Source organism: Streptomyces sp. NPDC002104 (genome assembly GCF_053593795.1).
In genome coordinates, this window is the sequence record NZ_JBSFDF010000020.1 from 1 (window position 1) to 14,253 (window position 14,253).

The 14,253-nt window shown below is 73.7% G+C and carries 11 protein-coding genes; 2 read left to right on the plus strand and 9 right to left on the minus strand.

Annotated features, from left to right (window positions below):
• Positions 1-180: 180 nt before the first annotated feature.
• From ACWCP2_RS18650 to ACWCP2_RS18660, 3 genes are all read right to left on the minus strand, one after another.
• The gene (locus tag ACWCP2_RS18650; RefSeq protein ID WP_450909667.1) at positions 181-870 is read right to left on the minus strand and encodes a DUF305 domain-containing protein; all 690 of its coding nucleotides are present in this window, start codon (positions 868-870) and stop codon (positions 181-183) included.
• Complete coding sequence (locus tag ACWCP2_RS18655) at positions 867-1,520, minus strand: DUF3105 domain-containing protein (RefSeq protein ID WP_450909668.1); 654 nt, start codon at positions 1,518-1,520, stop codon at positions 867-869. The genes ACWCP2_RS18650 and ACWCP2_RS18655 overlap by 4 nt, the downstream gene beginning before the upstream one ends.
• Before the next feature lie 72 nt (positions 1,521-1,592).
• On the minus strand, positions 1,593-1,925 hold the full coding sequence (locus ACWCP2_RS18660; RefSeq protein WP_450909669.1) for a hypothetical protein: 333 nt from the start codon (positions 1,923-1,925) through the stop codon (positions 1,593-1,595).
• 241 nt (positions 1,926-2,166) lie between these two features.
• Between ACWCP2_RS18660 and glnA the strand changes: the two genes are divergently transcribed.
• Positions 2,167-3,528, plus strand: a complete 1,362-nt coding sequence (gene glnA, locus ACWCP2_RS18665) for a type I glutamate--ammonia ligase (RefSeq protein ID WP_266877237.1) — start codon at positions 2,167-2,169, stop codon at positions 3,526-3,528.
• A 71-nt stretch (positions 3,529-3,599) separates the two neighbouring features.
• Here the strand turns inward: glnA and ACWCP2_RS18670 are convergent, their stop codons facing one another.
• The 4 genes from ACWCP2_RS18670 to ACWCP2_RS18685 form a co-directional block, all read right to left on the minus strand.
• Positions 3,600-3,842 (minus strand): TM2 domain-containing protein, encoded by a 243-nt coding sequence (locus ACWCP2_RS18670; RefSeq protein ID WP_450909670.1) that lies wholly within the window; start codon positions 3,840-3,842, stop codon positions 3,600-3,602.
• 126 nt (positions 3,843-3,968) lie between these two features.
• On the minus strand, positions 3,969-4,394 hold the full coding sequence (locus ACWCP2_RS18675; protein WP_450909671.1) for a DUF2752 domain-containing protein: 426 nt from the start codon (positions 4,392-4,394) through the stop codon (positions 3,969-3,971).
• Between the two features lie 197 nt (positions 4,395-4,591).
• Entirely contained in the window at positions 4,592-6,685 is a 2,094-nt protein-coding gene (locus ACWCP2_RS18680) for a PIG-L family deacetylase (RefSeq protein WP_450909672.1), read from the minus strand.
• A gap of 265 nt (positions 6,686-6,950) precedes the next feature.
• Complete coding sequence (locus ACWCP2_RS18685) at positions 6,951-9,239, minus strand: PIG-L family deacetylase (RefSeq protein WP_450909673.1); 2,289 nt, start codon at positions 9,237-9,239, stop codon at positions 6,951-6,953.
• A gap of 239 nt (positions 9,240-9,478) precedes the next feature.
• Here ACWCP2_RS18685 and ACWCP2_RS18690 point away from each other — a divergent pair, with 239 nt between their 5' ends.
• A complete protein-coding gene (locus ACWCP2_RS18690; protein WP_450909674.1) occupies positions 9,479-12,466 on the plus strand; it encodes a bifunctional [glutamine synthetase] adenylyltransferase/[glutamine synthetase]-adenylyl-L-tyrosine phosphorylase in 2,988 nt (995 codons plus the stop codon).
• Between the two features lie 169 nt (positions 12,467-12,635).
• Here the strand turns inward: ACWCP2_RS18690 and ACWCP2_RS18695 are convergent, their stop codons facing one another.
• Positions 12,636-13,595: a hypothetical protein gene (locus ACWCP2_RS18695; protein ID WP_450909675.1), complete on the minus strand. Its 960-nt coding sequence runs from the start codon at positions 13,593-13,595 to the stop codon at positions 12,636-12,638.
• Complete coding sequence (locus ACWCP2_RS18700; RefSeq protein WP_450909676.1) at positions 13,592-14,116, minus strand: SigE family RNA polymerase sigma factor; 525 nt, start codon at positions 14,114-14,116, stop codon at positions 13,592-13,594. Before ACWCP2_RS18700 ends, ACWCP2_RS18695 begins: the two co-directional genes overlap by 4 nt.
• Positions 14,117-14,253 lie beyond the last annotated feature (137 nt).

Genomic DNA, 14,253 nt, shown 5'->3' on the forward strand with positions numbered 1-14,253 from the left:
GGGGCTGTGCCCCGGACCCCGTGGGGCTGTGCCCCGGACCCCGTGGGGCTGTGCCCCGGACCCCGTGGGGCTGTGCCCCGGACCCCGTGGGGCTGCGCCCCCGACCCCGCGGGGCTGCGCCCCGGGGTCCGGTGCTCAAGCGTCGGAAGGGCTGGGGCGGGTCGGCGCTCCGGCCACGGGTCAGCCCGCTCCGCGTTGCTTCAGCATGTCGGCCATCAGCTGGAGTTCCGACTGCTGGGCCTCCACCATGCCCTGGGCCAGGGCCCGCTCGGCCGGGTTCGCGCACTGGGCGGCGCATCCCTCGGCCATGGCGACGCCCCCCTTGTGGTGGTCGGTCATCAGGCGCAGGTAGAGCACCTCGGCGTCCCGGCCCTCGGCGGAGCCGAGCCGGGCCAGGTCCTCCTTGGTGGCCATGCCGGGCATCAGCGCGCCGGGCTTGGTGACGGCCCCGCCCATGGCGTGGCCCTCCATGCCGTGCTCCGCGCCGCCGGTGCCCATCCAGGACATCGGCGGCTCGTCCGCCACGACCTTCGGCAGCCCCCACAGGTCGAGCCAGCCCAGCAGCATGCCGCGCTGGTTGGCCTGGGTGTTGGCGATGTCGTAGGCGAGGACCCGTACCGGCTCGTCCTTGGTGCGGTCGCGCACGATGAAGGACATCTCCACCGCCTGCTGGTGGTGGACGGCCATGTCCCGGGCGAAGCCCGCGTCGGCCGAGTAGAGCCCCGGCGTACGGGAGGCCTCGGGGGCGGAATCGGCTCCCCCCGCGGTGGCGACCGTGGCCCCCACCGCGAAGAGCAGCGCCAGGCCGACGGCCGAGCCCGCGACCCAGTACGTACGGGACGCGGAGCCCTTGGCGGCCGTACGGGTCACTTCTCGGCCAGCCCGTTCGTGCAGGCCGCACCCGGCTCGGGGGTCTGCGGGCCCTGCACGTACTTGGTGAGGAACGCCGCCACGCGGGCGTCGTCCGCCGTGTCCACGGTCAGCTGCTTGCCCCACGCGCTGAGCATGATCGCGCCCGCCTGCTCCTTGACGGGGCTCATCAGCGTGTACGGGCGCTTGGCCACGGTGCCGGCGAGCTTCTCGACGTCGGCGGGGGCGGCCTTCTCGTTGTACGTCACCCACACGGCGCCGTGCTCCAGCGAGTGCACGGCGTTGATCTCGGGAATCGGGTTCTTGTAGACGTCGCCGTTGCAGTTCATCCAGCGGGGGTTGTGGTCCCCGCCGACCGGCGGGGTCATCTCGTACTTCACCGGGGTCTCGACGTGCTTGCGGCCGAGCTTCGCGGCGTCCCAGCTCTGCTCACCGGCCACCGGCGCCTTGCGCTTGGCCTCGTCGGCTTCCTTCTTGTTCTGCTGGTCGACCATCACCCAGGCGCCGAAGCCGATGAGCCCGGTGACGATGGCGGCCGACGCGGTGATCGCGATGGCCTTGTTGCGCCGGTCGCGCGACTGGTCGGCGCGCCGCATCTCGGCTATCCGCGCCTGACGGGAGGTGTTGGTTTCGGACTTCCTGCTGGCCATGGCCCTGAATCCTTTTGCTGAGGGGGGTGGGGTGGAGAACGCGCTGCCTGGGTGCCGCCGGACCGGGACCGGTCAGGTCCGCTGCACCTGGAGGGCGTACAGGTCGGGGCCGCGCGCGAGCGCCGAAGGGGGCCGGATCCCCCGCGCCGGGCCGGGCCGCACGGCGGGCGCGGGCGCCCCGCCGGCCATCAGGACCGCGGGCGGAGCCGGGGGCAGCAGGCCGGGGAGTACGTGCGAGAGCGGGGAGCAGCCGGGCCGGTCGTACGGCGCCGCGCAGACGGCGCGGTGCGCACCGGGGGCGTGGGCCGCGTGCCCGGCGCGTACGCCCGGGACGGCGGCGGCCGGATCCCCGGCGGAGGCGGCCCGGCACAGGAAGGCCGTACCGGCCAGCACCCCGAAGGCCATCAGGAGGACGGCACGCCGGAGGAGCGGACGTCTCCGACGTCCCTGCTCGTCCCGCGCATGGCCCCCCATGGGCGCCGATGGTAATGCTCATGACCGGCCCAAGGTCAGTCCGGGGGTGCCACCGGCTTTCCGGGGTGCGTAATCTGGCGGAAACCACCGCTGGCGATACTGGGCCGGCCCGACTGTGCCCCTGCCCTCGCGGCAGTGGTGCACAGGCCGCCTGAACTGCGAGGATGAAGCCATGGACAAGCAGCAGGAATTCGTCCTCCGGACGCTCGAGGAGCGCGACATCCGCTTCGTGCGCCTGTGGTTCACCGACGTGCTGGGCTTCCTGAAGTCCGTAGCGGTCGCGCCGGCGGAGCTGGAACAGGCCTTTGACGAGGGCATCGGGTTCGACGGCTCGGCCATCGAGGGATTCGCGCGGGTCTACGAGTCCGACATGATCGCCAAGCCGGACCCGAGCACCTTCCAGATACTGCCGTGGCGCGCGGAGGCCCCCGGAACGGCGCGGATGTTCTGCGACATCCTGATGCCGGACGGCTCGCCCTCCTACGCGGACCCGCGGTACGTCCTCAAGCGCATCCTGAACAAGACCTCCGACCTGGGCTTCACCTTCTACACCCACCCGGAGATCGAGTTCTTCCTGCTGAAGGACAAGCCGCTGGACGGCACCCGGCCCACCCCGGCGGACAACTCGGGCTATTTCGACCACACTCCGCAGAACGTCGGCATGGACTTCCGCCGCCAGGCGATCACCATGCTCGAATCCATGGGCATCTCGGTCGAGTTCAGCCACCACGAGGGCGCCCCGGGCCAGCAGGAGATCGACCTGCGCTACGCCGACGCCCTCTCGACGGCCGACAACATCATGACCTTCCGCCTGGTCATGAAGCAGGTCGCGCTGGAGCAGGGCGTCCAGGCCACCTTCATGCCGAAGCCCTTCTCGGAGTACCCCGGTTCGGGCATGCACACCCACCTCTCCCTCTTCGAGGGCGACCGCAACGCCTTCTACGAGTCGGGCGCCGAGTACCAGCTCTCCAAGGTCGGCCGCTCCTTCATCGCGGGCCTGCTCAAGCACGCGGCGGAGACGGCCGCCGTGACCAACCAGTGGGTCAACTCCTACAAGCGCATCTGGGGCGGCTCCTCGCGCACCGCCGGCTCCGGCGGCGAGGCCCCCTCGTACATCTGCTGGGGCCACAACAACCGTTCGGCCCTGATCCGCGTGCCGATGTACAAGCCGGGCAAGACGGGCTCCTCCCGCGTGGAGGTCCGCTCGATCGACTCGGGCGCCAACCCGTACCTGACGTACGCCGTCCTGCTGGCCGCGGGCCTCAAGGGCATCGAGGAGGGCTACGAACTCCCGGCCGGCGCCGACGACGACGTCTGGGCCCTCTCCGACGCCGAACGCCGCGCGATGGGCATCGAACCCCTCCCGCAGAACCTCGGCGAGGCCATCGCCCTGATGGAGAAGAGCGAACTGGTCGCCGAAACCCTCGGCGAGCACGTCTTCGACTTCTTCCTGCGCAACAAGAAGCAGGAGTGGGAGGAATACCGGAGCGAGGTCACGGCCTTCGAACTCCGCAAGATGATGCCGGTGCTGTAAGCGCCGGAAGAGGCCTGCGGCCGGCCTCCTCGGGTCTCGAGGGGGCCGGCCGCACGACGTGACGGTGCACGTCAGCCGCGCAGCACGCGGCCCTGGCTGTCGGTGCGGTCGTTCTTGACCAGGAACAGGATGCCGTCGATCAGGGCCCAGAAGCCGAGGCCGCCGCAGGTGAGCAGCTGGGCGATGGCCATGCCGGTGTGGCCGGTGTAGAAGCGGCCGATGCCGAAGCCGCCGAGGAAGATCTGCAGCAGACCGGCCGTCACCTTGGACTTCTCGGAGTACTGCTGACCGTTCGGGGCGAAGTTCTGGGACATGCGAAAGCTCCTTGTGCACTGCTGTAAGCGGGGACGTGTGCTGCGACCCTCGGGTCGTAGCGGAATGACTGACCCGCGACGGCTGTGCATGGTTGCCCTGCGGACTCCGACGTGATCAACCTGTGATCACATGACGGTATTGCGGACAACCGTCCAGGTCAGTGCCACCCCAAGGACGGCCGCCTGTCCCCGGATTCCGATCGCCGGATGGTACGTCCGCCCGCGCAGGCCTTCGGTGAACCAGCGGGCGTGGAGGAAGAGGGCGAGCGGCAGGCCCAGCAGGAACAGCACCGCGTTGTCGTGGAGGGCCGCGGCGAAGTCGCCGTGCAGGATGTCGAAACACATCCGGGTGGCACCGCAGGCCGGGCAGAGCAGTCCCGTCAGCCAGTTGAAGGGGCAGCGGGGAAGCCAGTGGCCCGGCTCGTGCGGGTTGGTGCCCCAGAGGTACGCGGCCCCCGCGCCCAGCACCGCGAGCGAGGCGAGCGGGCCGGCCGCGGGGCGGCGCAGCAGCGACGCGCGAGATCCGCGGGTGTCCGGCGGGTCGGCCGACATGGGTGCTCCTCCTCGGCTTACCCGCACGGCGGAGTGTGTGAGCAACCGGGGCCATCTTCGCACCGGGGGCCCGGCCCGTGCCCGTGGGGCCGCTCCCGGTGCCCGTAGGGCGGCTCCCGGTGCCCGTGGGGCGGCTCCCGGTGCCCGTGGGGCGGCTCCCCGGGCCCGTGGGGCGGATCCCCCGGGCCCGCCCCCGCCTACGCCTGAGGTACCGCGCGGTGCCAGGCGGCGCGGTTCGGGGTGGCGGTGGGGGTGGCGACGTGGAGTTCGGCGTCCAGGCCGAGGACCGCGACGGTCGTCGCGCCGCCCGGTTCCTGGATGCCCGCCGGGGCGCCCGCGTAGAGCATCTGGGACTCCGTCCACGCCGGCGGGCCGCCGAGCCCCGTCGTGGCGACCGTGCCCTGGTCGGCGCGGCCCGACAGGAGGCGGCCCGCCACGCCCACCGCGCCGTAACCCGCCCGGCCGCCGGTCTCCGTGACGCTGGAGACGGTGGGCTTCGGGGCGCCCGGCGCCGCCGTGACCAGGGCCGTGCGGACGACCCCGGAGTCGGGGCGGCGGAAGTACAGGCGGACACCCGCCCCCTCCGGGGCGGCGGTCAGCGGGACGGTGGTGGCGGGGAGCCCGGTCGGGAAGGGGCCGGCCAGGGGCGCGCCCGGGGCGGGCTGGATCCAGGCCAGCACCGACTGGGTGGTGGCGGCGTAGACGTGGCGGCGCCCGGCGGAGTCGATGGCCGTCACCGGGTCGGACTGCACGTCTGCGCCCCCCAGTTGCTGCCAGGCGCCGAAGGAGCCCGAGGGCCCCTGGGTGCGGGCGCGCAGGGTGCGCCGGGAGTCGCGGACGTACACCGTCAGCAGCCCGTCCGGGCCGGCGACGGCCGAGGGCGCGCTGATCGCGGAGGTGCCGGGATCGTCCTTGGGCTCCGGGGTGCCGAGGGAAACCCACGCCCCGAACGGGCCGCCGGCCACGGACTGGGCGGCGTAGACGATCTCGCGGAGGTAGTCCTGCGGCCGGCTGCCGATGACGGTGCGGGTCGCGAAGACGGCGACGCGCCCGTCGGGGAGGCGCGCGGTGGTGGCACCCGGGTCGATGCCGGTGCCCGGCAGCAGCGCCGGGCCGTGCCAGGCGGCGCCGGCGCCGGTGCCGGCCCCGCGGTTCCAGACGGCCATCTGGCCGTCGAGGACGCCGAAGGCGTACAGCCGGCCGGTCGTGCCCTGCACCAGCCAGGAGGAGTGGTCGCCGCGCGCGTACCGCAGCGACTGGGCCCAGTTGTGGCCGGTCGGGCTGCCCGCGACCTTGCGGTCGCCGCAGCCGGAGGGCGAGCCGCAGTAGTTCTGCCGGTCCTGCCAGGCGTACGTCTTCAGGTAGGTGAGCTTCGCCTGGGTCGTCTGCGGGTCCAGCGCGTGCGGCAGGGAGCCGTTGTGGTAGCCGACGTAGTTCTGCACCGTGAAGCGGGGCCGCTTGCCGACCGGGACCCGCGCGGCGTACGAGGCGGCCGCGGCCTGCGCGAACCGCGCCCCGTACATGTGGTCCTGATGGTCGGTGAGCCGGCCGGTGCCGGGGTAGCGGCCCGGCGACGGGTCCTGCATCCGTATCGTCGTCGGCTTGTACCGCTCCAGGATCCCCGATATCGCCGCTATGACCTGGTCCTTGGTGTACTTGGGCGGCATCTTGACCGGGGAGCCGGCGCTGAGCTGCGGGGTGATCGTCCGTATCCGGCCGTTCCACAGGCCGCGCAGGCTGTCCGGGCTGTCGGCGAGCGGGGCGCGGGCCTCGCGCATCTGCAGCCAGACCAGGTTGACCTGCGGCTTCGCTATGAGGACGTCGAGCTCGGCGTTGCCGCCGCCCGCGGTGGGGACGACCGTACGGCGCCACGGGCTGGTGCGGTCGCCGGTGACCATCTGCGCGTAGGCGGAGCGTATGCCGTTCTGCCGGGCCTCCGCGTAGTGGGCGCGGTCGGCGGGCTGCGCCGGGTCCTTGGCCGCGCCGCCGTTGGCCTGGTTGCGGCCGTCGGCCTCGCCGGAGGTGAGGTACAGGCTGGTGAGCGGGGTCCCCGCCCCCAGGGAGCGGATGATGTCGGGGTTCATGAAGAACAGGTCGTCGTCGGGGTGGGCGACGATCTGGACGATCGATCCGCCGGTGGCGCTCACCGGGGCGGTGGACGCGGGGCCGGATCCGGGGACGGCCTCGGCCGCGGTCTGCTGGCCGGAGGCAACGGCGAGCGCGCCGGTGACCCCGATGGTCAGCATCGGGACCACGGTCGCGAGGAGGAAGCGTCGGCGGGATACGGCCATGGGTTGCGTCGCCTTGAGGTCGTTCGGCAGGAAGAACCGGGTGAAGCTATCGGACAGTCAGTGAGAGTCCAATTCGGGCAAGTTGGTTCACTCGGATCGCCATGAATTCCGATTTGTCGAAACGGCGGCCCCGTGTGCGGCCGCCGGGCGTTTCCTACGTGACGGACATCACGCGCGTGCGCCCACCAAAAAACGCCCCCGTGGGGGGCGTTGATCGGTCCTGGTCCTCACCGGTCTCTCCGGCCGGTCTCTCCTGCCGGGGTGGTCAGGGCGCGCCGTTCGGCGGCCCCACCGGCTGCCACGGTGCCAGGTGTGCGTTCGGGTCGTCCGCCGACGAGGTCACGTACAGCCGCCCGTCCAGCCCCATGACCGCCAGGTTCACGGTGCTCTTCCCGTCCAGCGTCGAGGAGGGCGCCCCGACGAACATCAGCGCGGACCCCTCCCAGGCCCGGCCCGGGCCGATGTCCGAGCCCAGCCGGCCTCCCGCCGCCCGCCCGGCCAGCAGGGGGCCGCTCGCCGTCACCGAGCCGAAGCCCGCCTGCCCGCCCAGGTCGGTGAGGCCGGTCACCTGCAGCCCGCCGGCGCCGGTGAACAGGGCGGTGGCGATCCCGCCGGAGTCCGGCTTGCGGAACCACAGCCGTACGCCGTCCTCCCGGCTCTGCGCCGTGATCGGCAGCGCCGGCGCCGGCAGACCGGTCGCGGTGGCGCGGCCGAGCGGGGCGCCGGCCTTCGGCTGGGACCAGCCCAGTACGGTCCTGGTGGTCGCGGAGAGGACCACGCGCCGTCCGGCGGCGTCGGTCGCGGCGACCGGGCTGCCGTGCAGGTCGGAGCCGCCGTACCGGTCCCACGGGCCCCAGGCGCCCGTGGGGGACTGCACCCGCCCGCGCAGGGTGTACGCGCCGTCGCGCACGTAGACCGCGAGCTGCCCGGAGCCGTCGAGGGCCACCGCGGGCGCGCTGATGTCGGAGGTCCAGTTCTCGTCGGAGGTCTCCGGGGTGCCGAGCACCGTCCAGTCCCCGAACTCCTCCGATCCGGGAGCCCGTTGCACCGTGAAGACGACCTCGCGCCGGTAGTCGGCGGGCCGGGCGCCGAAGGAGGTGCGGGTGCCGAAGGCGGCGATCCTGCCGTCGGCCAGGGTCACGGTGGAGACGCCCTGGTCCATGGCGGTGCCGGCGGGTTCGGGGAGCAGCCGGGGCCCCCTCCAGGCGCCGAGCGGGCCGGTGCGGTGCCAGAGGGCGAGCTGCCCGTCGAGCACCTTGAACGCCCACAGCCCGTGCTCCTTGTCGGAGGCCAGCCAGGAGGTGGCGGTGCCGCGGGCGTAGTTGATGGAGGAGCTCCAGTGGTGGCCGGCCGGGTTGTCGGCGACCTTCAGGTCCCCGCAGCCGGCGGGGCTGCCGCAGTGGTTCTGCCGGTCGGTCCACGCGTACGTGTCCAGGATGTCCAGTTTGGCCTTGGCCTCGTCCGGGCCGAGGGCGTTGGGGAGCCAGCCGTTGAAGTAGCCGAGGTAGTTCTGCACGGAGAAGTGCGGGCGGTCCTTGACCTCCTTCGCGTAGGCGCCGAGGGCGACCTGGACGAAGCGGGCCCCGTAGAAGTGGTCCTGATGGTCCGTGTAGTGCCTGCCACCGTCGGGGTACCGGCCGGGCGTCGGGTCCTGGGAGCGGACGGTGGTCGGCCCGTACCGCTTCAGGATGTCGACGAGGGTCCGTACGACCTGGTCCTTCGTGTAGGTGAACTGCTGCTTGACCGGGCTTCCGGAGGCGAGCATCGACTCCAGCCGGGGGACCGTGCCGTCCCAGAGGCCGTGCAGGCTGTCGGGCCGGGGCGCCCAGACGTGGCCGGCCTCGCGCATCTGCAGCCAGACGAGATTGACCTCCGGCTTCGCCGTGAGGACGTCGATCTCGGCGCGGCCGCCGCCCGCGGTCGCCACGGCCGTGCGCTTCCAGGGGCTGTCCTTGTCGCCGGTGGCCATCTGCGCGTAGGCGGAGCGGATGCCGTTCTGGCGGGCCTCGGCGTAGGCGGCCTTGTCGGGCGGGGTGACGGCCACCTCGGCCGCGCGCGCGTTGATTCCGTCGGCCTCGCCCGAGGTGAGGTAGACCGAGGTGACGGGATGGCCCGCCGCTATGGAATAGCGCAGGTCCGGGTTCATGAAGTAGAGGTCGTCGTCGGGGTGCGCCAGGACCTGGAGCACCCGGCCGGCGCCCGTGAGGGCCGCCGGGTCGGCGGCTCCGGAAGCGGAGCCCGCCGCCTTGCCGCCGCCGCCGGGGTGGGTGAGGGCGTCGAGAGCCCCGTTCCCCCAGAGCAGCATCGCCCCGACGGCGGCGGCCGCCGCACCGGCCCCGACGGCCCTGCCGACCCGCCCGCGCCGCCTGCGGGCCAGGGCGCGGGCCCGCCGGGTACGCGTCTCGGCGCGGGTGCCCCCGGCGCCCCGGGTGCGGGCGCCCGGCCCGGCAGGGTCTCCGGACGGGCCGCCACCGGGGCTGTCGCCGGGGCCGCCACCGGGGCCGTCGTCCCGCCGGGCGGACGGTTCCTCGGCGGGGCGTTCGGGGTCGTGCATCGGGGTCCTCCGGGCCGGTGGGCGGGGAACGGGCCCCATTGCGGCGCAAGTGTGCCAAAAATCTGACAATACGCCCCATTGGGGATGCGGTGAGTCGAACGCCTGCTCCGGCTAGGCTCTCCCCGGGCGGAAGCGCGGCCCTGCCGACGGCGAAACCCGCCGAAGGCGGGCGAGACCCCGCGAAGCCGCCCGGCCAGGGCAGAGGCAAGGGCAGGCCGACGTACGCGGGAGGCGGCGGGATGACAGTCCCGGGACGCAGGAGCAGTACCTTCAGCCGGCTGCTGCGCAGCGGGTTCACCGACCCCTCGGCCGCCGCCCGGCTGCTCGACACCGACGCGCTGGCCGCCGTACGCGCCGATCCGGTGCTCCTCGACGCGCTGGGGGCCACCGCCGATCCCGACCTCGCCCTCCTCGGGCTGGTCCGCATCGCCGAGGCGCAGGCCCCCGAGGAACTGCCCGTCCTCCTCGACACCCTCGTCAGCGCCAAACCCCTGCGCGACCGCCTCCTCGGCGTGCTCGGCGCCTCCGAGGCCCTCGGCGACCACCTCGCCCGCCATCCCCGGGACTGGCAGGCCCTCGTCACCTACGAGGCCGCCGATCTGCACCCCGGACTGCCCGAGTTCGAGAGCGGGCTGGCCGGCGCCCACGACCCCGTCACCCTGCGCGTCGCCTACCGCCGCTGCCTGCTCTCCATCGCCGCCCGCGACGTCTGCGGGACCATAGACGTGGCCCAGACCGCCGCCGAACTCGCCGACCTGGCCACCGCCACCCTCCGCGCGGCCCTGCGCATCGCGACCGCCGCCGCCCCCGAGGACGCGGCCGTGTGCCGGCTCGCCGTCATCGCCATGGGCAAGTGCGGCGGCAACGAGCTCAACTACGTGTCCGACGTCGACGTCATCTTCGTCGGCGACGCGGCCCCCGGCGCCGACGAGGGCAAGGCCGTCCAGGCCGCCACCCGGCTCGCCTCCCACCTCATGCGGATCTGCTCCGAGACCACCGTCGAAGGCACCATCTGGCCCGTCGACGCCAACCTCCGCCCCGAGGGCAGAAACGGTCCGCTCGTCCGCACCCTCGCCTCCCACCTCGCCTACTACCAGCGCTGGGCCAAGACCTGGGAGTTCCAGGCCCTCCTCAAGGCCCGCGCCGTCGCCGGCGACGAAGCCCTCGGCGCCGAGTACATCGACGCCATAACTCCCCTCGTCTGGCAGGCCGCCGAGCGCGAGAACTTCGTCGCCGACGTCCAGAAGATGCGCCGCCGCGTCGTCGACAACATCCCCGCAGCCCAGGTCGACCGCGAGCTGAAACTCGGCCCCGGCGGCCTGCGCGACGTCGAGTTCGCCGTCCAGCTCCTCCAGCTCGTGCACGGCCGCTCCGACGCCACCCTGCACTCCGGCACCACCCTCGACGCGCTCACGGCCCTCGCCGCCGGCGGCTACGTCGGGCGTACCGACGCCGCCCAACTCCACGACGCGTACCGCTTCCTGCGCGCCATGGAACACCGCATCCAGCTCTACCGGCTGCGCCGCACCCACCTCGTCCCCGAGGACGAGGCCGACCTGCGGCGCCTGGGCCGCTCGCTGGGCCTGCGCACCGAACCTGTCGCCGAACTGGGCAAGGCCTGGCGCCGGCACGCCTCCGTCGTCCGCCGCCTGCACGAGAAGATCTTCTACCGGCCGCTCCTCGACGCCGTGGCCCAGCTCGCCCCCGGCGAGACCCGGCTCTCCCCGCGCGCCGCCGGCCAGCGCCTCGAAGCCCTCGGGTACGCCGACCCGGCCGCCGCCCTGCGCCACCTCGAAGCCCTGGCCTCCGGCGTCACCCGCGCCGCCGCCATCCAGCGCACCCTGCTGCCCGTGCTCCTCGGCTGGTTCGCCGACTCCGCCGACCCCGACGCGGGCCTGCTGAACTTCCGCAAGGTCTCCGACGCCCTCGGCCGCACCCCCTGGTACCTGCGCCTCCTGCGCGACGAAGGCGCCGCCGCGGAGAACCTCGCCCGCGTGCTCTCCGCCGGACGCCTCGCCCCCGACCTCCTCCTGCGCGCCCCCGAAGCGGTGGCCCTGCTGGGCGACCCCGAAGGCCTGGTTCCCCGTACCCACGAGGCCCTCGAACAGGAGGTCCTCGCCGCCGTCGGCCGCGCCGAGAACCCCGAGGCCGGGGTGGCCGCCGCCCGCGGGGTCCGGCGCCGCGAACTGTTCCGCACCACCGCCGCCGACATCATCGGCTCCTACGGTACGGAGGACAGCCCGGCCGAGGAGGACCACGGAGCCCTGGTCGACCGGGTCGGCCGCGCCGTCTCCGAACTCACCGCCGCCACCGTCGCCGGAGCCCTGCGCGCCGCCGTCCGGAGCCACTGGGGCGACACCCTGCCCACCCGCTTCGCCGTCATCGGCGTCGGCCGCTTCGGCGGCCACGAGCTCGGCTACGGATCCGACGCCGACGTCCTCTTCGTCCACGAGCCGCGCGAGGGCGTCGACGAACAGGAAGCCGCCAAGGCCGCCCAGCACGTCATCTCCGAAATGCGCAGGCTCCTCCAGCTCCCCACCGCGGACCCGCCGCTGCTCATCGACGCCGACCTGCGCCCCGAGGGCCGCTCCGGCCCCCTGGTCCGCACCCTGCCCTCCTACGCCGCCTACTACCGCCGCTGGTCCCTGACCTGGGAGTCCCAGGCCCTGCTGCGTGCCGAACCGGTGGCCGGCGACCTCGACCTGGGCCGCCGCTTCATCGAGCTGATCGACCCGCTGCGCTACCCGATGGAAGGCATCGGCGAGGACGCCGCCCGCGAGATCCGGCGCCTCAAGGCCCGGATGGAGTCCGAACGGCTGCCCAGGGGCGCCGACCCGACCCTGCACACCAAACTCGGCCGCGGCGGCCTCAGCGACGTCGAGTGGACCGTCCAGCTGATCCAGATGCGGCACGCCTGGGCGGAACCGGGCCTGCGCACGACCCGCACCCGCGAGGCCCTGGCCGCCGCGCACGCGGCCGGCCTGATCCCCACCGAGGAGGCGCAGATCCTGGACGAGGCCTGGGTCCTGGCCACCCGGGTCCGCAACGCCGTGATGCTGGTCCGCGGCCGCGCGGGCGACACCTTCCCCTCGGAGGCCCGCGAGCTGGCGGCCGTCGGCCGCTACCTCGGCTACGCGGAGGGCACGGTCGGCGACATGCTGGAGGACTACCGCCGCATCACCCGCCGGGCGCGGGGCGTGGTGGACGAGCTGTTCTACGGGGGCTGATCCACGGGGCTGATCCACGGGCCCGATCCACCGGGCTGATCCACCGGGCCGACCCACGGAACCGACCGAGCGCGGGGACCCCGCCGCCGACCCCTGTACGGCGGCGCGGTCCCCGCGCTCGGGTTCTCTTCCGGGCCTGCCTGTTGGCTCCACCCGGCTCCCTTCCCGGTTACGGGAGGGACGTGTCGTACCCCTTGTCCTGGTCGGAGTCGTAGACCTGCTTGCCCTGGGCGTCGTAGCCCTTGACCCGCGGGGCCTTGGTGACGGACCGGCCGAGGACGCCGGTCGCGGCGAACCAGCCGTGGTCCAGGGCGGCTTCGACGGTCGCGCCGCCGTAGCCGACGGTGACCCGCGCGACCCCGGGGTCGACGGTGCCGATGCTGCCCCAGCGGTAGGGGAGCTTCCACGCGCCTTCGGAGCTCAGCCTCTGCAGGTAGAGCTTGCCCCCGTTGATGTCGGGCCGGACGGGTCCGCCCTCGGGGTCCGAGCCGCCGCCCACGGAGGTGTTGAGCCCGCTGGCCTGCCCGTCCTTGATGTGGCAGATGAGCCGGACCTGCTGCGGGGCCTCCTTGACGGCGACGATGTACCGGCCGTCCCCGGGGGAGTTGTCGTTGCCGGTGCTGCGCTGCGCGAGCAGGATCCGGTAGTCGGTGGCCTTGCCCAGGTCCGCCCGCTGGAACCCCGCCGGATCGGCGTGCTGCCGGTCGTAGGCGAGGCACAGTCCGAGCCCGGCGGCCGCCTCCTGGAAGGTGATCCCGTCGGCGAGCTGCCCCGGTGTCGCGGGCGCCGCCGGTCCCGGGGGCGCCTGGGGGGTGGGCGGGGGCGCCGCGCTCCGCTTGGGGCCGCCGTCCGCCACCGGTACGGCCACCGGGCCGCCGCCGGTGCCGTTCCCGGCGAGCACCAGGGCCGTGACCGGGACGACCGCCAGCGCGACCAGGGCCGCCCCCGCCGCCGCGAGCCGGCGGGCCCGCCGCTCCGCCCGGCCCTGCCGGACGATCTCCGGATACGGCACGGCGGCGGGCCGCACGGCCTCGGCGCCCCGGGCCATCCAGTCCCGCAGGTCCAGCTCGAACTCCTCGCCGCCCCGACCGTCCTGCCCGCCCTGCCCGTCGCCGTACTGGCCGTTCACAGGACCGCCCCCTCGCTCCTCGACACGATCCGTCCCAGTCCGGGCCAGGCGCGCAGTTTCGCCAGCGCCTTGGAGGCCTGGCTCTTGACGGTGCCCTGGGAGCACCCGAGTACGTCGGCGGTCTCGGCCTCGGAGAGGTCCTCCCAGTACCGCATCACCACCACCGCCCGCTGCCGGGCCGGCAGTTGGGCCAGCGCCTCCATCAGCGCGCCCCGCTCGTCGGCCCACGCGGTGTCCTGGTCGCCCACGGACGTGTCCGGCACGCTGGCCGTCAGCCGCTCCGCGACCCGGCGCTTGCGGAACCGGTCGCTGTTGCACGTGACCAGCATCCGGCGGACGTACGCCTCCGGGCTGTCCATGCGCGACACGCGCCGCCACGAGCGGTACGCCTTCGCCAGCGCGGCCTGGGTCACGTCCTCCGCGTCGTGCGGATCACCCGTCAGCAGGTAGGCGGTCCGGACCAGATGGACCCAGCGCGCGGCAACGAACGACTCGAACTGAGCCTCTTCCTCGGCCTGCATCGGCACCTCCTCGCCCCCATGACCACCACCCGCGCCGATTCGGTTGCCCGGAGGGGCGAACGAATTTTCGCGGCCCGGCCGAGAGTCGCGATCTTGGCCTGATATAGGCTGCGCGCCTCCTTGCACGGATCTCACGC